This is a genomic window from Streptomyces sp. NPDC096105 (genome assembly GCF_044763335.1).
Taxonomy (GTDB): Bacteria; Actinomycetota; Actinomycetes; order Streptomycetales; family Streptomycetaceae; genus Streptomyces.
Window position 1 is genome coordinate 85,898 of sequence record NZ_JBIWGC010000004.1, and the last position, 15,994, is coordinate 101,891.

The 15,994-nt window shown below is 71.6% G+C and carries 17 protein-coding genes and 1 pseudogene; 11 read left to right on the forward strand and 7 right to left on the reverse strand.

The features are described from left to right. Positions 1 to 52: 52 nt before the first annotated feature. Positions 53 to 1,621: an LCP family protein gene (locus tag ACIQ8B_RS08220; RefSeq protein ID WP_403546169.1), complete on the reverse strand. Its 1,569-nt coding sequence runs from the start codon at positions 1,619 to 1,621 to the stop codon at positions 53 to 55. 149 nt (positions 1,622 to 1,770) lie between these two features. Between ACIQ8B_RS08220 and tatA the strand changes: the two genes are divergently transcribed. Next, positions 1,771 to 2,055: a Sec-independent protein translocase subunit TatA gene (gene tatA / locus ACIQ8B_RS08225; protein ID WP_403546171.1), complete on the forward strand. Its 285-nt coding sequence runs from the start codon at positions 1,771 to 1,773 to the stop codon at positions 2,053 to 2,055. An 18-nt stretch (positions 2,056 to 2,073) separates the two neighbouring features. Here tatA and ACIQ8B_RS08230 read toward each other — a convergent pair whose 3' ends face one another. Both ACIQ8B_RS08230 and ACIQ8B_RS08235 read right to left on the reverse strand, forming a co-directional pair. Continuing rightward, the gene (locus ACIQ8B_RS08230; RefSeq protein WP_403546173.1) at positions 2,074 to 2,304 is read right to left on the reverse strand and encodes a hypothetical protein; all 231 of its coding nucleotides are present in this window, start codon (positions 2,302 to 2,304) and stop codon (positions 2,074 to 2,076) included. 66 nt (positions 2,305 to 2,370) lie between these two features. Continuing rightward, positions 2,371 to 2,802, reverse strand: coding sequence for a sec-independent translocase (locus tag ACIQ8B_RS08235; protein ID WP_403546175.1), 432 nt, complete (start codon positions 2,800 to 2,802; stop codon positions 2,371 to 2,373). A gap of 153 nt (positions 2,803 to 2,955) precedes the next feature. Here ACIQ8B_RS08235 and ACIQ8B_RS08240 point away from each other — a divergent pair, with 153 nt between their 5' ends. Both ACIQ8B_RS08240 and ACIQ8B_RS08245 read left to right on the forward strand, forming a co-directional pair. Beyond that, positions 2,956 to 3,531: a TerD family protein gene (locus tag ACIQ8B_RS08240; protein ID WP_403546177.1), complete on the forward strand. Its 576-nt coding sequence runs from the start codon at positions 2,956 to 2,958 to the stop codon at positions 3,529 to 3,531. Between the two features lie 11 nt (positions 3,532 to 3,542). Continuing rightward, positions 3,543 to 3,917, forward strand: a pseudogene (locus tag ACIQ8B_RS08245) (site-specific integrase); the annotation flags it as partial. Between the two features lie 69 nt (positions 3,918 to 3,986). Here the strand turns inward: ACIQ8B_RS08245 and ACIQ8B_RS08250 are convergent. After that, positions 3,987 to 4,748 (reverse strand): phosphoglyceromutase, encoded by a 762-nt coding sequence (locus ACIQ8B_RS08250; RefSeq protein WP_290001631.1) that lies wholly within the window; start codon positions 4,746 to 4,748, stop codon positions 3,987 to 3,989. Positions 4,749 to 4,945: 197 nt separating this feature from the next. Here ACIQ8B_RS08250 and ACIQ8B_RS08255 point away from each other — a divergent pair, with 197 nt between their 5' ends. Then, entirely contained in the window at positions 4,946 to 6,328 is a 1,383-nt protein-coding gene (locus ACIQ8B_RS08255; protein ID WP_403546179.1) for an MDR family MFS transporter, read from the forward strand. A 97-nt stretch (positions 6,329 to 6,425) separates the two neighbouring features. Here ACIQ8B_RS08255 and ACIQ8B_RS08260 read toward each other — a convergent pair whose 3' ends face one another. Then, positions 6,426 to 6,581, reverse strand: coding sequence for a hypothetical protein (locus ACIQ8B_RS08260; RefSeq protein WP_198602524.1), 156 nt, complete (start codon positions 6,579 to 6,581; stop codon positions 6,426 to 6,428). A gap of 146 nt (positions 6,582 to 6,727) precedes the next feature. Beyond that, positions 6,728 to 7,429 carry a phosphate signaling complex protein PhoU gene (phoU, locus tag ACIQ8B_RS08265; RefSeq protein WP_290001626.1) on the reverse strand — a complete coding sequence of 234 codons (702 nt, stop codon included), beginning with the start codon at positions 7,427 to 7,429 and terminating at the stop codon, positions 6,728 to 6,730. 237 nt (positions 7,430 to 7,666) lie between these two features. Between phoU and ACIQ8B_RS08270 the strand changes: the two genes are divergently transcribed. Continuing rightward, positions 7,667 to 8,956, forward strand: coding sequence for a sensor histidine kinase (locus ACIQ8B_RS08270; RefSeq protein WP_403546182.1), 1,290 nt, complete (start codon positions 7,667 to 7,669; stop codon positions 8,954 to 8,956). Next, positions 8,953 to 9,633, forward strand: coding sequence for a response regulator transcription factor (locus ACIQ8B_RS08275; RefSeq protein ID WP_106413625.1), 681 nt, complete (start codon positions 8,953 to 8,955; stop codon positions 9,631 to 9,633). The genes ACIQ8B_RS08270 and ACIQ8B_RS08275 overlap by 4 nt, the downstream gene beginning before the upstream one ends. A 76-nt stretch (positions 9,634 to 9,709) precedes the next feature. Here ACIQ8B_RS08275 and ACIQ8B_RS08280 read toward each other — a convergent pair whose 3' ends face one another. Further along, positions 9,710 to 10,399, reverse strand: a complete 690-nt coding sequence (locus tag ACIQ8B_RS08280; RefSeq protein ID WP_290001623.1) for a DUF461 domain-containing protein — start codon at positions 10,397 to 10,399, stop codon at positions 9,710 to 9,712. Between the two features lie 698 nt (positions 10,400 to 11,097). Between ACIQ8B_RS08280 and ACIQ8B_RS08285 the strand changes: the two genes are divergently transcribed. The 5 genes from ACIQ8B_RS08285 (at position 11,098) to rlmB (ending at position 15,889) form a co-directional block, all read left to right on the forward strand. After that, the gene (locus tag ACIQ8B_RS08285) at positions 11,098 to 11,580 is read left to right on the forward strand and encodes a CarD family transcriptional regulator (protein ID WP_003953493.1); all 483 of its coding nucleotides are present in this window, start codon (positions 11,098 to 11,100) and stop codon (positions 11,578 to 11,580) included. A gap of 378 nt (positions 11,581 to 11,958) precedes the next feature. Beyond that, positions 11,959 to 12,756: a 2-C-methyl-D-erythritol 4-phosphate cytidylyltransferase gene (ispD, locus tag ACIQ8B_RS08290; protein ID WP_403546184.1), complete on the forward strand. Its 798-nt coding sequence runs from the start codon at positions 11,959 to 11,961 to the stop codon at positions 12,754 to 12,756. Continuing rightward, on the forward strand, positions 12,746 to 13,240 hold the full coding sequence (gene ispF, locus ACIQ8B_RS08295; protein WP_106413628.1) for a 2-C-methyl-D-erythritol 2,4-cyclodiphosphate synthase: 495 nt from the start codon (positions 12,746 to 12,748) through the stop codon (positions 13,238 to 13,240). The genes ispD and ispF overlap by 11 nt, the downstream gene beginning before the upstream one ends. Positions 13,241 to 13,362: 122 nt before the next feature. Then, on the forward strand, positions 13,363 to 14,763 hold the full coding sequence (gene cysS / locus ACIQ8B_RS08300; RefSeq protein WP_290001615.1) for a cysteine--tRNA ligase: 1,401 nt from the start codon (positions 13,363 to 13,365) through the stop codon (positions 14,761 to 14,763). A 187-nt stretch (positions 14,764 to 14,950) separates the two neighbouring features. Further along, complete coding sequence (gene rlmB, locus ACIQ8B_RS08305; protein WP_403546187.1) at positions 14,951 to 15,889, forward strand: 23S rRNA (guanosine(2251)-2'-O)-methyltransferase RlmB; 939 nt, start codon at positions 14,951 to 14,953, stop codon at positions 15,887 to 15,889. The last annotated feature ends 105 nt before the right edge of the window (positions 15,890 to 15,994 follow it).

Below are 15,994 nucleotides of genomic sequence, written 5' to 3' on the forward strand. Positions count from 1 at the left end.
CGAAGCGGCCACCGGCATCGCGGGGGAGGAGAGCGCGCCGCCGGGTCTCCCGTCAGCCACCGGATCCGTACGACAGGTTGGAGCACAGGTCGTCGTCGGCTGATCGGGCATCGTCCGCCACCGAGCCGGGGGCGGCGGTCGGTGCCGCCGACGCGGAGGAGCCGGTTGTGGCGGAGGCGGCGCCCACGACCACGTTGATCCTCGATCCGCCGATGGCCTCGAGTTCGGAACCCGGGAAGAGCCTGGCGACCGTCGCGGCCTGGCTCCGCAAGCCCGTGCCGTACTGGATGACCGTGGTGGGATGCTGCCGGCTGCGCGCGTTGGCGGTGCCGGTGACGGTGAAGCCGTGGTCGGTGAGCGTGGCGGCGGCCTTCGAGGCCAGGCCGCTGATGGTGGTGCCGTTGTACACGGTGACGTCGATACCGTCCCCGGAGATGCTCTCGCCGGGGCTCGGCGAGGCGGACGCGGACGCTGCGGGGGTGCCCTTTCTCCCGCTGGCGTCCTTGCCGTCGAGGGTGCGGTCGGCCTTGAGCGAGGCCCACAGGTCGGAGGCGTCCGGCTCGACGATCGCGATGCGCGAACCCTCGTAGCGCCAGGGAACGGTCACAAATTTGGTGTTGTGCAGGTCGATGTCCTTCAGCGACATGGCGAAGGAGATCAGCTTGTTCGCCGTACCCAGCCCCGGGTCGACGGTCATGGACTCGGTGGCGGCGGTGGCGAGCGGCAGCAGTTTGGTCGGGGTGAGGCCGTCGCTCTTGATCTTCTTGAGGAGGCTGGAGACGAAGGCCTGCTGGCGTTTGATCCGCCCTATGTCGGAGCCGTCGCCGATGCCGTGCCGGATACGGACGTAGTCCAGCGCCTTCTGACCGGAGACGGCCTGCTCGCCTTTCTTGAAGATCAGCCTGCCCTTGGTGGGGCGGTTGGGGTTGAGGTCCCCCTGGTGGATGTCCTGCGGGACACACACCTCCACCCCGCCGACCACGTCCGTCAGCTCCGCGAAGCCCTTGAAGTCCACGACGATCGTGTGGTCGACGCGCAGCCCGGTGAGCGCCTCCACCGTGTTCTGGGTGCAGGCCGGGTTGCCCTTCTCGGTCTGCCCGACCGAGAAGGCCGAGTTGAACGCGGTGTTGGTCCGGGGTTCGGTCCAGCTGCCGTCGGGCAGTTTGCACGGCGGGATGGTGACCAGGGTGTCGCGCGGGATGGACACCGCGATCGCGTGCTTGTGGTCGGCGTAGACGTGCAGCAGGAACGCCGTGTCGGAGCGGCCGATGTCGTTCTTGCTCCCGCCGCCCAGCGCATCGTTGCCGTCGGTGCGCGCGTCCGAGCCGATGACCAGGATGTTCTTTCCCTTGGACGAGCCGGTCCCGGGGCGGTTCCTGGACAGGCCGTCGCCGTCGAAGGTGTCGATGGTGCCGTTCAGCTTCAGGTAGACCCGGCCCAGGCCGGCCGTGCCGAGCACCGCCACCGCCAGCGCGACGAGCATCACTGTCCGCAGCGGGCTGCGTTTGCGGCGCTGCGCCGCGCGCCTGCCACGTGTGCCGCCACGGCGGGGCGGCTCGGCCCGGTGCCGGTGCCGGTGCCGGTGGCGGGAGGGTATGGCCCGGTCGCTGGTGGTGGTCATCCGCGTGCCCTCGTCCGTCCGACTCATACGGAGGGGACGACTGACTGACCCCACCCCATGGTTATACAGTTGCGCAATATAGCAATCAATCCAGAAGGTGTGCGCCGTCCGGTGGGCACTGCTGGCCGACGAGAGAAGGGGTGGGCGGGATGCTCCGCAACGCACTGGAACCCTGGCATCTGCTGATCGTGGCGATCGTGATCATCGTGCTGTTCGGCTCGAAGAAGCTGCCCGAGGCCGCCCGCGGGCTGGGCACGTCGATGCGCATCCTCAAGAGCGAGGTCAGGGCCATGAAGGAGGACAGCGCCGCACAGCACTCCGCGGCCCCGGCCGAGCGTGCGACCGCTCCCGAGCCCGTGGCGCGCGTCGTCCGGGCCGCTCCCGGCGGGACCGCCGCGGCCGGCCCGGACGCCGAGAGTCGCCCGGGCCACTGAGTTCCGCGGTCGCGCCCGTCAAGGGCTGGCGACGTCGAAGCCGTACCGCAACGGCTGGCTGCCCACTCCGTGGTCGCGGCGGTAGACGTACACCCCCTCGGCGTGCACGCCGCGCGGTGCGGCCTCCACTTGGCAGGGGTACGTCACCTGGATCACGCGCGGCCGGTCGGAGACCCTCAGTCGCAGCCCGTCCGCGGGCCCTCCGTCGAGCACCGCGGTTTCCCATTCCGTCACATCGGAAGTCTCCACGACAAACAGTTTATCGGTTGCGCAATCAAGGTAAACCCTGAGGCAGGTCGCGGTCGCTTCGGTCATCTAGGTGGCATCGGGGTCGAAGGCCGGGCGCGCAGGCGCTCCGGCCGCCGTGTCCTTCGTCAGGGACACGCGCCCCGGTGCGGCCGCGTCCTGCGGGGCGCCGTCGGCCGCTCCGCGTACGGCGTCGGCGACCTGTGTCAGTTCCGCTCCCAGGTCGAGGGCGTTGCGGATCTCGTCGAGACCGAGGCTGTCGCCGTCGAGGGCGTGCGTGCGCAGGAACGTCTTCGGGTGCAGGTCCTCGAACTCGAGATCCTTCAACTCCGGCCCCAGTTCGGAGCGGATCTCCTGCTCGGCGCTCTCGGAGAGCTCCCGCACCTTGCGCAGGAATCCGGCCACGTTCTGGATGATCTCCGGCAGCTTGTCCGGGCCGAAGAGCAGGACGGCGAGGGTCATCAGTGTGAGGAGCTCCAGCGGGCCCACATCGGAGAACATCTGACACTCCTCGCCGTCACCGGGCCGGCCCGCCCGGTGCGGAGCCTGCCACGTCAATACTTTATGTGTTGCGCAAGCGTGGGAACTATGGAGGTAGGGTCCGCGTTGTCACACAGTGACCGTACAGAAGGCCCACCATCGAAAGGACGAGTCGTGGGAATCACCCTGGTCAAGGGCGGCAACGTGTCGCTGAGCAAGGAGGCGCCGGGCCTGAGCGCCGTCGTGGTCGGTCTGGGCTGGGACGTGCGCACCACCACCGGTGCGGACTACGACCTGGACGCCTCCGCTCTGCTCTGCGATGCGTCCGGGAGGGTCATCTCCGACCAGCACTTCGTCTTCTACAACAACCTGAGGAGTCCGGACGGTTCGGTGGAGCACACCGGCGACAACCTCACCGGCGAAGGCGAGGGCGACGACGAGTCGATCAAGGTGGACCTGACCGCCGTGCCGGCCGAGGTCGCGAAGATCGTGTTCCCGGTCTCCATCCACGAGGCGGAGGTGCGTGGCCAGAGCTTCGGGCAGGTGCGCAACGCGTTCATCCGTGTGGTGAACCAGGCGGGTGGCCAGGAGATTGCGCGCTACGACCTGTCCGAGGACGCTTCGTCGGAGACGGCGATGGTCTTCGGAGAGCTGTACCGGCACGGCGGAGAGTGGAAGTTCCGTGCGGTCGGTCAGGGGTACGCCTCCGGTCTGCGCGGCATCGCTCAGGACTTCGGCGTCCAGGTCTGACCGCACCGCCCTCAGTCCCCCGTCGCCTGCCCGGCCACCCCATCGTCTTCACCGGGCCGCGCGGCGGGCACGTCCGGCGGACGTCTCTCAACGAGGAGGCGTGGAAGCCTGCGCTGGCTGCGGCGGGCGTCATCCCCGTGCCTGAGCGGGGCCGGCCGTACGCCGAGTCCCGTGAGAACGGCATGCACGCGCTGCACCACTTCTACGCCTCGGTGCTCCTGGACGCGGGGGAGAACATCAAGGCCCTCGCCGAGTACCTGGGCCACTCGGACCCGGGCCTGACGCTCCGCGTGTACGCGCACCTGACGCCGTCCAGCCAGGAGCGCACCGGCAAGGCGGTCGCCGCCGTCTTCGACACGGCCCGGCCGGAGCCGTCCCGCACCTGACAGCCCAGAGGTAGCGAAAAGCCCCCTCCCGGCGGAGAAACCGCAGGCAGGGGGCTTACTCGTGGGCGCTTACTTCTTCTTGCCCTGGTTCTTCACAGCCTCGATCGCCGCCGCCGCGGCCTCCGGGTCGAGGTACTTGCCGCCCGGGGTGACCGGCTTGAAGTCGGCGTCGAGTTCGTAGTACAGCGGGATGCCCGTCGGGATGTTGAGGCCCGCGATGTCGGCGTCCGAGATGCCGTCCAGGTGCTTGACCAGCGCGCGGAGGCTGTTGCCGTGGGCGGCGATCAGGACCGTGCGGCCGGTGAGGAGGTCCGGGACGATCGAGTCGAACCAGTACGGCAGCATCCGGACGACGACGTCCTTGAGGCACTCCGTCTGCGGACGCAGCTCCGGGGGGAGGGTCGCGTAGCGCGGGTCCGAGAACTGGGAGTACTCGGCGTCACGGTCGAGCGGCGGCGGCGGGGTGTCGTAGGAGCGGCGCCACAGCATGAACTGCTCCTCGCCGAACTCCGCGAGCGTCTGCGCCTTGTCCTTGCCCTGGAGGGCGCCGTAGTGACGCTCGTTCAGGCGCCAGCTGCGGCTGACCGGGATCCACAGGCGGTCGGCGGACTCCAGCGCGAGCTGGGCCGTGCGGATCGCGCGCTTCTGGAGGGAGGTGTGGAGCACGTCGGGCAGCAGGCCGGCTTCCTTGAGCAGCTCGCCGCCGCGCGTCGCCTCCTTCTCGCCCTTCGGGGTGAGGTTGACGTCCACCCAGCCGGTGAACAGGTTCTTCTCGTTCCACTCGCTCTCGCCGTGGCGGAGGAGGATCAGCTTGTACGGTGCGTCGGCCATGTGCCCGAGCGTAATCGACGCCCCGCGCGGGCCGCGCGCCCTGCCCGTCTGGCGGACGGTTGACGGGATCTGTTAATCGAGTGGCCGCCGAGGGCCCCGCCTTCGTAATGTGTGCTCGCCGCAACAGACACTTACACGTCGGCGTCAGCCACGTACACGTCGTCCCGGGCCGGGCCCGGGCGCCTTGGGGGCCACTCATGTCAGTCACCGGAGTCAGACGTGCCCTGCGCGAGTCCGTCTCGGGGCTTCCCCGCGCCTTCTGGTGGCTGTGGGCCAGCACCCTGGTCAACCGGCTCGGCGCCTTCGTCGCCACCTTCATGGCGCTCTACCTCACCCTCGACCGCGGCTACTCCGCCTCCTACGCCGGTCTCGTCGTCGCGCTCCACGGGCTCGGCGGGGTGATCTCGTCCCTCGGCGCCGGTGTCATGACCGACCGGCTCGGGCGGCGGCCCACCCTCCTCGTCGCCCAGACCGCGACGGCGCTGTCCGTCGCCCTGCTCGGCTTCGTCCACGACCCCGTCGCCATCGCGGCCGTCGCCTTCCTCGTCGGCATGGCGTCCAGCGCCTCCCGGCCCGCCGTGCAGGCGATGATGGCGGACATCGTGCGGCCGGAGGACCGCATCCGGGCCTTCTCGCTCAACTACTGGGCCATCAACCTCGGCTTCGCGATCTCCTCCGTGGGCGCCGGGTTCATCGCCGAGGTCAGCTACCTCGCCGGCTTCCTGATCGAGGCCGGGATGACGCTCGTCTGCGCCGTGCTCGTCTTCGTCAAGCTGCCCGAGTCCCGCCCGGAGCGGCAGGCCGCCGGTCCGGGGGAGACGGCGGAGGAGCCCGTCTCCCTCGGTACCGTGCTGCGCGACGGCCGGTTCATGAGCGTCGTCGGGCTGTCCTTCCTCATCGCCCTCGTCTTCCAGCAGGGCTACCTGGGACTCCCGGTCGCCATGGGCGAGGCCGGCTTCACGCCCGCGGACTTCGGCATGGCCATCGCCGTCAACGGCGTCCTGATCGTCGTCCTCCAGCTGCCCGTCACGCGGCTGATCGAGCACCGCGACCCGCGCCGGCTGCTCGTCGTCTCCTCGCTGCTGGCCGGGTACGGCTTCGGGCTCACCGCCTTCGCCGGGTCGGTCGGGGTCTTCGCCCTCACCGTCTGCGTGTGGACGCTCGCCGAGATCGTCAACGCGCCCACCCAGACCGGTCTCGTCGTACGCCTCTCCCCGGTGCACGGGCGCGGGCGCTACCAGGGCATGTACACCTCGTCCTGGGCGGTCGCCGCCCTGGTCGCCCCGCTGATGTCCGGCTTCGTCATCGACCGGTGGGGCGCCGCCTGGCTGTGGGGGACGTGCGCCGTCATCGGCACGGTGGCCGGTCTCGGATACGGGCTGCTGATGCGGCGGGTGCCGGAGGAAACCGACACCGAGCCGGTGAAGCAGCCCACCGGATCGGCGAAGCCGCCCATCGAGCCGGTGAAGCAGTCCCCCGAGCAAGTGAAGCAGTCCACCGGACTGCTGAAGCAGCCCCCCGAGCCGGTGTCACAGCTCGAAGACACCACCACCCGCGTCCCCGGGAGCAGCGCCTCCTGACCGGCTCCTGACCGCCCCCTGGCCCCTCCCGCCCCCCTCACGCCGGAGGCCCCGGCCGCCGCGTCACCGGCGCCGGGGCCTCCGTACGTCCGTCACGTCAGCCGCACTGGCACGGGCTGCCCGACTGGCACCCGCAGCCGCAGCCCGAACCGCAGCCGCAGGCGGCGATCAGGGTGAGGCGCCTGACCTCGGCGGGCTGCTCGGTCTCGCGCTCCTGCGTGGGGTCGGGCGTCGTGCCGGGGGATTCGGCCATGGGTCCCTCCTCGGGCTGGGGCCTGCGCACACCTGCTCCCCATTGCACGCCCGGCCGGCCGGGCGCATCAACGGCGCATCGGGGGCGGCGGAAGCTCACCCGCGCCTCCGTCCGCCGCCCGCACGCCCGCGAGGACCGCGCGGACCTCAGCTCCCCTCCGCCCCCTGCGCCGGTGCTATCCCCGGCTGCAGCTCCGCCTGGATCTCGTCCGCGTGCTCGCCGGTGACCAGGTACACCACCCGCTTGGCGACCGACACCGCGTGGTCCGCGAACCGCTCGTAGTAGCGGCCCAGCAGGGTGACGTCGACCGCCGTCTCGATGCCGTGCTTCCAGCGGTCGTCCATCAGGTGCTGGAAGAGGGTGCGGTGCAGCAGGTCCATCGCGTCGTCGTCCTGCTCCAGCTGGAGCGCCAGGTCGACGTCCTTGGTGATGATCACCTCGGCCGCCTTCGCCATCAGGCGCTGGGCGAGCTGGCCCATCTCCAGGATGGTGGCGTGCAGGTCCCGCGGCACCCCCCGCTCCGGGTACCGCAGCCGGGCCAGCTTCGCCACGTGCTGGGCCAGGTCGCCGGACCGCTCCAGGTCCGCGGACATCCGCAGCGAGGTGACGACGATCCGCAGGTCGGTCGCCACCGGCTGCTGCCGGGCCAGCAGGGCGATGGCCCGCGCCTCCAGGTCGTGCTGCAGCTCGTCGACCTTCTGGTCGGCCTCGATCACGCTCTCCGCGAGCTTCAGATCGGCGTCGAGGATGGCGGTCGTGGCGCGTCCGATCGCCGATCCGACCAGCCGGGCCATCTCCACCAGACCGTCGCCGATCGAATCCAGTTCCTCGTGGTACGCGTCCCGCATCGCAATTCCTCTCGTGCGTCTCTGTCCGGGCTGTCCCGGTCCGGGCTGCCCGGGCTCCGGCGTCCGGGGTCCGGGGTCCGGGTCCCCCTCACGCTCCCACGTTCCGCCCGCCACGCGTCCGGTTCCGTCACCTCGCGTGAACCGGCCTTGGCCTGTAGGTGAACTCTGGGCGACGAGTGTCCGAGGTCGCCCGCCGACCGCTGTGGGCAGTGCTCGCCCCATGCCTAACCTGGACGCATGGACGTGAACGCGGCGGTCGCCGCACTGGCAGCGATCGCCGGACTGCTCACCGGTGTCATCGCCATGCTGGCGTTCCGCGTCAGCGAACGTGAACAGCGGCGCCCCACGCGCACCTCGCTGCACACCGATCCGGTGCTCCCGCCCGGCGTCGACACGGTGCTGTCCGTGCTGCGCTCGTCCGCCGTGGTCCTCGACGAGAACGACGGCGTGGTGAAGGCCAGCTCGGCCGCGTACGCCCTCGGCCTGGTCCGCGGCGGCAAGCTCGCCGTGGAGCCGATGCTGAAGATGGCCCGCGACACCCGGCGGGACGGGGAGATACGCCAGGTGGAGCTGGACCTGCCCCGCCGGGGGACCGGACGCGGCGATGCCCTCGCCGTGTCCGCGCGGGTGGCGCCGCTCGGCTCCCGGCTGGTGCTGCTGCTGGTGGAGGACCTCACCGAGGCCCGCCGCATCGAGGCCGTACGGCGCGACTTCGTCGCCAACGTCAGCCATGAGCTGAAGACCCCCGTCGGCGCGCTGTCCCTGCTGTCCGAGGCCGTGATGGACGCCTCCGACGACCCCGAGGCCGTGCAGCGGTTCGCCGGGCGCATGCAGATCGAGGCGACCCGGCTGACCAGCCTGGTGCAGGAGCTGATCGACCTGTCCCGGGTGCAGAACGACGACCCGCTGGAGGACGCCGAGCCGGTCCCGGTCGAGGAACTGGTCGCCGAGGCCGTCGACCGCTGCCGGCACGCGGCGGGCACCAAGGACATCACCATGGCCGCCGCGGGCGCCGCCGACCTGCGGGTCTGGGGCAACCGGGGACAGCTCGCCGCCGCACTCGGCAACCTCGTCGAGAACGCGGTCAACTACTCACCCGCCCGCACCCGCGTGGGCATCGCGGTCCGTTCGGTCGCGCAGCCCGGCGGGGACCTGATCGAGATCGCCGTGACCGACCAGGGCATCGGCATCTCCGACAAGGACAAGGAGCGCATCTTCGAGCGCTTCTACCGCGTCGACCCCGCCCGCTCCCGTGCCACCGGCGGCACGGGGCTGGGCCTCGCGATCGTGAAGCACGTGGCCGCCTCGCACGGCGGGGAGGTCACGGTGTGGAGCGCCGAGGGCCAGGGCTCCACCTTCACCCTGCGGCTGCCCGAGGCCCGAGCGGCCCGCGGCGGCCGCCGGCCCTCCGAGCGGGACGACCCCGAAGGCCTCGACAGCGAGGCCGGAGGGACGCCCCACCCCACCCCCCACGCGTCCGATCCATCCGCGTACGAAACGCTTCCCTCCCCGGAGGTCCTTCCGTGACCCGAGTGCTCGTCGTCGAGGACGAGGAGTCCTTCTCCGACGCCCTGTCGTACATGCTCCGCAAAGAGGGCTTCGAGGTCGCCGTGGCGACCACCGGGCCCGACGGACTCGACGAGTTCGAGCGCAACGGCGCCGACCTCGTCCTCCTCGACCTGATGCTGCCCGGGCTGCCGGGCACCGAGGTGTGCCGTCAGCTGCGCGGCCGCTCCAACGTCCCCGTGATCATGGTGACCGCCAAGGACAGCGAGATCGACAAGGTGGTCGGCCTGGAGATAGGCGCCGACGACTACGTCACCAAGCCGTTCTCCTCGCGTGAGCTGGTGGCCCGGATCCGCGCGGTGCTGCGCCGGCGCGGCGAGCCCGAGGAGACCGTCCCGGCGGCCCTGGAGGCCGGCCCGGTGCGGATGGACGTCGACCGGCACGTGGTGACCGTCGGCGGCACCAAGGTCGACCTGCCGCTGAAGGAGTTCGACCTGCTGGAGATGCTGCTGCGCAACGCCGGCCGGGTGCTGACCCGGATGCAGCTCATCGACCGGGTGTGGGGCGCGGACTACGTGGGCGACACCAAGACCCTCGACGTCCACGTCAAGCGCCTGCGCGCCAAGATCGAGCCGGACCCGGGGGCGCCCCGCTACCTCGTGACCGTGCGCGGGCTCGGCTACAAGTTCGAGCCGTAGGCCGCGGCCTCATCGACGTGAAGGGCGGGACCCCACCGGGGTCCCGCCCTTCGGCGTGCGGTGCGTGTACGGCCGGTCAGTGGTCGGCCGCGTCCAGGCTCGCGGAGGCCGCGTCGGACGGGGTGCCCGAGGGGGCGCCCGACTCGGACGCGCTGCCGGAGGTCTCCTCGCCCGACGCGCCCTCGCCCGTGGCCTCGTCGGCCGGCGTGCCGGAGGCGTCCGCCGACGGCGACGGGGAGGCGCCCGCGGCCGGGGCCCCGCTCGGGCCCCAGCTCTCGAAGAAGTTCTCGGCCGGGTGGACGCGGGCCCGCAGGCTCACCTCGCCGGTCTCGCTGAGGGTGAAGGTGATCTTCTGGGCGTTGCCGTCCTGGACGGCCTCGCGGCTGCTGGGCAGGATGGCGGAGGCGTTGCCCTCGCCGCCGAGGATCAGGCTGCCGCCGGCCGGGACGACGAGGTCGCCGCCCTCGGCGGGGCTGAGCTCGGCGGTCTTGCCGGTGCCGGGGACGGTGATCGACTCCAGGGTCTGGTCCTTGTCGCCCGAGTTGAAGAGGGTGGCGGCGATGGAGGCGGGGCCGGTCGACTCCAGGTCGGGCTGGGTGATGACGACGGCGTTCTCCACCTGGATGTCGCCGACCGTCGTGGACGCGTTGTCCGGCTGGATCTGCAGGGACTGGGCGTTGTTGCCGGCCCCGCACGCGGAGAGCGTGGTGATCGAGAAAGCGAGGGCGGCGGCGGCGAGGGCGCCGCGTCGAAGGCTGCTGCTCACGGCGGCGGCAACTCCTTGACTCGAGCGTGCGGTGGCGACCGGGTAAAGCCGCCCTAAGTGTCTGTCAGCGGCCTCAGATTACCGAGCCGCCCGCAGACGGCTGCACCCGGCCCTCCCCACGCCTACCCGGGCCGGGCCCGTGGGGCGTGCCCGTGCCGGGGATGTCACCCGATCACCCGGTGACCGGCCCGCCGGTCCTCCCGGACGCCCGGCCCCTCGCGCGCCCTCTCACCTCACCGGTCACGGCAGCCACGGGAGACCACACGTGACTCCCTGGTAAACATCCGCCACTCCTGTCCGCACCGCCCCTTCATTCGCGCGGGCGCGCATTTCGGTGAAGGAATGAGGGGATCCCGGTAATTGATCACCGGCCGGTGATCCTCACACCGTGTGATCAATTCCGGATTCGGCCGGAAGCGGTTCGGTTCACCGAACGGAGTAGCGGAAGTCGCACTTCTGGAACCGGACATATGGGGCTCTTCGGCTCCTCGTGGGAGGCTTCGGGAGGGTGTGACGTGCGCGTTTCGCCCGTCCCGGAGAACCGCTCCGACCTGCGAATACCCGCTTCCGCCGGGCGCCCGAAGCACGTTCCTGTTGCTGTTGTCAAGCCCCGAGAATGGCCCTGACCTGCGAAAACGCCATTCAGAAGACGCCGTATCCGTGTTACCCTGGATAGCCACGGAAGGGGTACCTGTCACATGACGTTCAAGGTTGGCGACACCGTGGTCTATCCCCATCATGGGGCCGCGCTGATCGAGGCAATCGAAACTCGCCAGATCAAAGGCGTGGACAAGACCTACTTGGTGCTGAAGGTCGCCCAGGGTGACCTGACGGTACGTGTGCCAGCGGACAATGCGGAGTTCGTCGGCGTGCGTGATGTGGTCGGTCAGGACGGGCTGGACCGGGTCTTCGAGGTGCTGCGCGCGCCGTACGCCGAGGAGCCCACGAACTGGTCCCGCCGGTACAAGGCAAATCTCGAGAAGCTCGCCTCGGGCGATGTCATCAAGGTCGCGGAAGTCGTGCGTGACCTGTGGCGCCGGGAGCGGGAGCGCGGGCTCTCCGCCGGTGAGAAGCGCATGCTCGCGAAGGCACGTCAGATCCTGGTCAGCGAGCTCGCCCTCGCCGAGAACACCAACGAGGACAAGGCCGAGGCCCTGCTCGACGAGGTTCTCGCCTCCTGAGTTCCCCGAGTCGTGGCTCCGCCCGTCGCGTGCCGCCACGCCGGCCGTCGGAGCAGCACTCAGAGCGCTCAGCGCATCGAAATGCCGCGGTGCCCGATGACGTCCAGGACGTCGCCGGGCGCTGCGGCATGTTCGCACCCGGACACCCTGCGTAGGCTGCGCGTGCGCCGACACGCAGAAACGCCGATACGCCGAGACACAGAATGTGTCCTCACTCACGTCCCCGCCCCTGGCGCGCCGGGCCCGGGCGATCGGCTCGACCAGAGTCACGGAAGGGGCTGGTCGAGGCGGAACGCCCGGCACTTCCCCCGCTCCAGGAGCGGAGGCACGCCCAGGCCATACCCACGTGGGCCGAGCCCACAAACCTGACAGGAACCGATGTCTGACGATCCGCTCCCGCCCCCGCCGACCCCCGCTCCCGGCCGTCCGACGGTCCGGACGGCGGCCGTCATCCCGGCCGCGGGCCGGGGTGTGCGGCTCGGCCCCGGCGCCCCCAAGGCGCTCCGCGCGCTCGGCGGCACGCCCATGCTCGTCCACGCGGTGCGCGCCATGGCCGATTCCCGCGCCGTCTCCCTGGTCGTCGTCGTCGCGCCGCCCGACGGCGCCGGCGAGGTCAGGTCGCTGCTCGACACCCACGCGCTGCACGGGGGTCCCCCCAGCGGCAGCCGGGGGAGCACCGACGTCCTCGTCGTCCCCGGCGGCGAGAGCCGCCAGGAATCCGTGAAGCTCGGCCTGGACGCGCTGCCCCCGGGCTACGACATCGTCCTGGTGCACGACGCGGCCCGCCCGCTGGTCCCGGTGGACACCGTCGACGCGGTCGTCGAGGCCGTACGCGACGGCGCCCCCGCCGTGGTGCCGGCACTGCCGCTCGCCGACACCGTCAAGCAGGTCGAGCCGGCCGCCGCCCCCGGCGGGCCGGAGCCCGTGGTCGCCACCCCCGACCGGTCCGTGCTGCGGGCGGTGCAGACCCCGCAGGGCTTCGACCGGGCCACCCTGGTCCGTGCCCACGAGACCGTGACCGACGACGTCACCGACGACGCGAGCATGGTCGAGCGGCTGGGCCTGACCGTGGTCACCGTCCCCGGGCACGAGGAGGCCTTCAAGGTCACCCGCCCCCTCGATCTGGTCCTCGCCGAGGCGGTCCTGGCGCGCAGGAGGCTCAACGATGGCTTCTGAGGCGTACCCGCTGCCGCAGGTCGGCATCGGCACCGACATCCACGCCTTCGAGGACGGCCGCGACCTGTGGTGCGCCGGACTCAAGTGGGAGGGGGAGGGCCCCGGGCTCGCCGGGCACTCCGACGCGGACGTCGTCGCGCACGCCGCCTGCAACGCCCTGTTCTCCGCCGCCGGCCTCGGCGACCTCGGCCGGCACTTCGGGACCGGCCGCCCGGAGTGGTCCGGCGCCTCCGGCGTCACCCTGCTCACCGAGGCCGCGCGCATCGTCCGGGAGGCGGGCTTCCGCATCGGCAACATCGCCGTCCAGGTCGTCGGCCCCCGCCCGAAGATCGGCAAGCGCCGGGAGGAGGCCCAGAAGATCCTCTCCGAGGCGGCGGGCGCCCCGGTCTCGGTCTCCGGCGCCACGACCGACGGCCTGGGCTTCCCGGGCCGGGACGAGGGCCTGATGGCAGTGGCGACGGCGCTGGTCGTACGAGAGGGGTGAGCGTCCGCCCCTGAGGGGCGCGGGGAACCGCGCGCCGAGCCCCCGCCGGCCCGCACGTGACATGCGCCGTCGAAACCGCCGGAGGCGCACCGCACACCCTCGCGCCCACTACCCTGGGACCCGTGACTATTCGCCTGTACGACACCAGCGCCCGGCAGATCCGTGACTTCACCCCGCTCCGGCCGGGTTGTGTCTCGATCTACCTGTGCGGTGCCACCGTGCAGGCGGCACCCCACATCGGGCACATCCGCTCGGGGCTGAACTTCGACATCATGCGCCGCTGGTTCGAGTACCGCGGCCTGGACGTGACGTTCGTACGGAACGTCACGGACATCGACGACAAGATCATCGCCAAGTCCGCCGAGCAGGGCCGCCCCTGGTGGGCCATCGGCTACGACAACGAGCGCGCCTTCAGCGACGGCTACCGCGCGCTGGGCTGCCTGCCCCCGACCTACGAGCCGCGCGCCACCGGCCACATCACCGAGATGGTCGAGATGATGCGCGGCCTGATCGAGCGCGGGCACGCCTACGAGGCCGACGGCAACGTGTACTTCGCCGTCACCTCGTTCCCGGACTACCTGCGGCTGTCCAACCAGGAGCTGGACAACCTGCTCCAGCCGTCGGGCGAGGGCGAGACCGGCAAGCGGGACCCGCGCGACTTCGCGATGTGGAAGGCGGCCAAGCCGGGCGAGCCGAGCTGGGAGACGCCGTGGGGCCGCGGGCGCCCGGGCTGGCACCTGGAGTGCTCGGCGATGGCGCACAAGTACCTCGGCACCGCCTTCGACATCCACGGCGGCGGCCTCGACCTGGTCTTCCCGCACCACGAGAACGAGATCGCGCAGGCCAAGGCCTTCGGCGACGAGTTCGCCCGGTACTGGGTGCACAACGCCTGGGTCACCATGAGCGGCGAGAAGATGTCGAAGTCGCTCGGCAACTCGGTGCTGGTCAGTGAGATGGTCAAGCGCTGGCGGCCCATCGTGCTCCGCTACTACCTGGGCACCCCGCACTACCGGTCGATGATCGAGTACAGCGAGGAGGCGCTGCGTGAGGCCGAGTCCGCGTTCGCGCGGATCGAGGGCTTCGTGCAGCGCGTGGTGGAGAAGGCCGGCGATGTCGTCGAGCCCGCCGCCGAGGTGCCGCCCGCGTTCGCCGAGGCGATGGACGACGACCTCGGCGTCCCGCAGGCGCTCGCCGTCGTGCACACCGCCGTCCGGCAGGGCAACAGCGCGCTGGCCGCCGACGACAAGGAGGAGGCGGTCGCCCGCCTCGCCGAGGTCCGCGCCATGCTCGGCGTGCTCGGCCTCGACCCGCTGGACCCGCACTGGGCCGGTGACGGCGACCGCGGGGACGACCTGCACGGCGTCGTCGACACCCTGGTCCGCATGGTCCTCGACCAGCGCGAGGCCGCCCGGGCCCGCAAGGACTGGCCCACCGCGGACGCCATCCGCGACCAGCTCAACCAGTCCGGGCTGGTCATCGAGGACGGCCCGCAGGGCCCGCGCTGGAGCCTCGGCCCCCGCTGAGGACCCGCCGCGGACCCGGCCGCCGACCGGCCGCGGACCCGGCCCGGGGCCTCCCGGCTCCGGCCGCGCGCAAGATCGAGTGTGCCGTCCGGGCCGCCGGGCGGCACACTGCACAGGCACACCTACGAACACGGGCGCACCCACCGACGTGGGCGCACCCCCACGACTTCACGGAGACGGATACCTCATGGCCGCGAACAACCGCCGCATGTCCGGCAAGAAGGGCGCGCAGGTCGGCAGCGGCGGCCAGCGGCGCCGGGGCCTGGAAGGCAAGGGCCCGACCCCGCCCGCCGAGATGCGCAAGGGGCACGCCAAGCAGCGTGCCGCCCAGGCGAAGACACGCCGCGCCCAGGGCCGCACCACGCAGCGGCGCGGCGGCCGCTCCGCCTCCGAGCTGGTCGTCGGCCGCAACCCGGTGGTCGAGGCGCTGCGCGAGGGCGTCCCCGCCTCCACGCTGTACGTCCAGCAGTTCATCGACAACGACGAGCGGGTGCGTGAGGCGCTGCAGCTCGCGGCCGAGCGCGGCGGCATCAACCTCATGGAGGCGCCCCGCCCCGAGCTGGACCGCATGACCAACGGCCTCAACCACCAGGGCCTGGTCCTCCAGGTCCCGCCGTACGAGTACGCGCACCCGGAGGACCTGGTCGCCGCCGCGCACGACGAGGGGCAGGACCCGCTGATCGTCGCCCTCGACGGGGTCACCGACCCGCGCAACCTCGGTGCGGTCGTCCGCTCCGTCTCCGCCTTCGGCGGCCACGGCGTGGTCGTGCCCGAGCGGCGGGCGGCCGGGATGACCGCCGGCGCCTGGAAGACGTCCGCGGGCACGGCCGCGCGGACGCCGGTCGCCCGCGCCACCAACCTGACGCGGGCGCTGGAGGCGTACAAGAAGGCGGGCGTCGTCGTCGTCGGTCTGGCCGCCGACGGGGAGGCCGAGCTGGGCGACCTGGAGGCGCTGGACGGGCCGGTCGTCATCGTCGTCGGCAGCGAGGGCAAGGGGCTGTCCCGGCTGGTCGGCGAGACCTGTGACGTGCGGGTGCGGATCCCGATGCCGGGCGGCGCCGAGTCGCTCAACGCCGGTGTGGCGGCGGGCATCGTGCTGTACGAGGCGGCACGCCGCCGCAGCTGAACGGGTGTGCGACTTCGTCACCCGCTTGGAGGGTTCCGGACGGTCCGGACCGGCTTGACGCGGTCCGGACACATCTGGCCGGTCAAGGCAGTGTCCTAACGCCTT

Excerpts from the sequence above, each read along its gene's own strand:
- ACIQ8B_RS08220 (WP_403546169.1), bottom strand. The coding sequence starts at position 1,621 with ATGACCACCACCAGCGACCGGGCCATACCCTCCCGCCACCGGCACCGG.
- tatA (WP_403546171.1), top strand. The coding sequence starts at position 1,771 with ATGCTCCGCAACGCACTGGAACCCTGGCATCTGCTGATCGTGGCGATC.
- ACIQ8B_RS08235 (WP_403546175.1), bottom strand. The coding sequence starts at position 2,802 with ATGTTCTCCGATGTGGGCCCGCTGGAGCTCCTCACACTGATGACCCTC.
- ACIQ8B_RS08250 (WP_290001631.1), bottom strand. The coding sequence starts at position 4,748 with ATGGCCGACGCACCGTACAAGCTGATCCTCCTCCGCCACGGCGAGAGC.
- ACIQ8B_RS08255 (WP_403546179.1), top strand. The coding sequence starts at position 4,946 with ATGTCAGTCACCGGAGTCAGACGTGCCCTGCGCGAGTCCGTCTCGGGG.
- ACIQ8B_RS08260 (WP_198602524.1), bottom strand. The coding sequence starts at position 6,581 with ATGGCCGAATCCCCCGGCACGACGCCCGACCCCACGCAGGAGCGCGAG.
- phoU (WP_290001626.1), bottom strand. The coding sequence starts at position 7,429 with ATGCGGGACGCGTACCACGAGGAACTGGATTCGATCGGCGACGGTCTG.
- ACIQ8B_RS08270 (WP_403546182.1), top strand. The coding sequence starts at position 7,667 with ATGGACGTGAACGCGGCGGTCGCCGCACTGGCAGCGATCGCCGGACTG.
- ACIQ8B_RS08285 (WP_003953493.1), top strand. The coding sequence starts at position 11,098 with ATGACGTTCAAGGTTGGCGACACCGTGGTCTATCCCCATCATGGGGCC.
- ispD (WP_403546184.1), top strand. The coding sequence starts at position 11,959 with ATGTCTGACGATCCGCTCCCGCCCCCGCCGACCCCCGCTCCCGGCCGT.
- ispF (WP_106413628.1), top strand. The coding sequence starts at position 12,746 with ATGGCTTCTGAGGCGTACCCGCTGCCGCAGGTCGGCATCGGCACCGAC.
- rlmB (WP_403546187.1), top strand. The coding sequence starts at position 14,951 with ATGGCCGCGAACAACCGCCGCATGTCCGGCAAGAAGGGCGCGCAGGTC.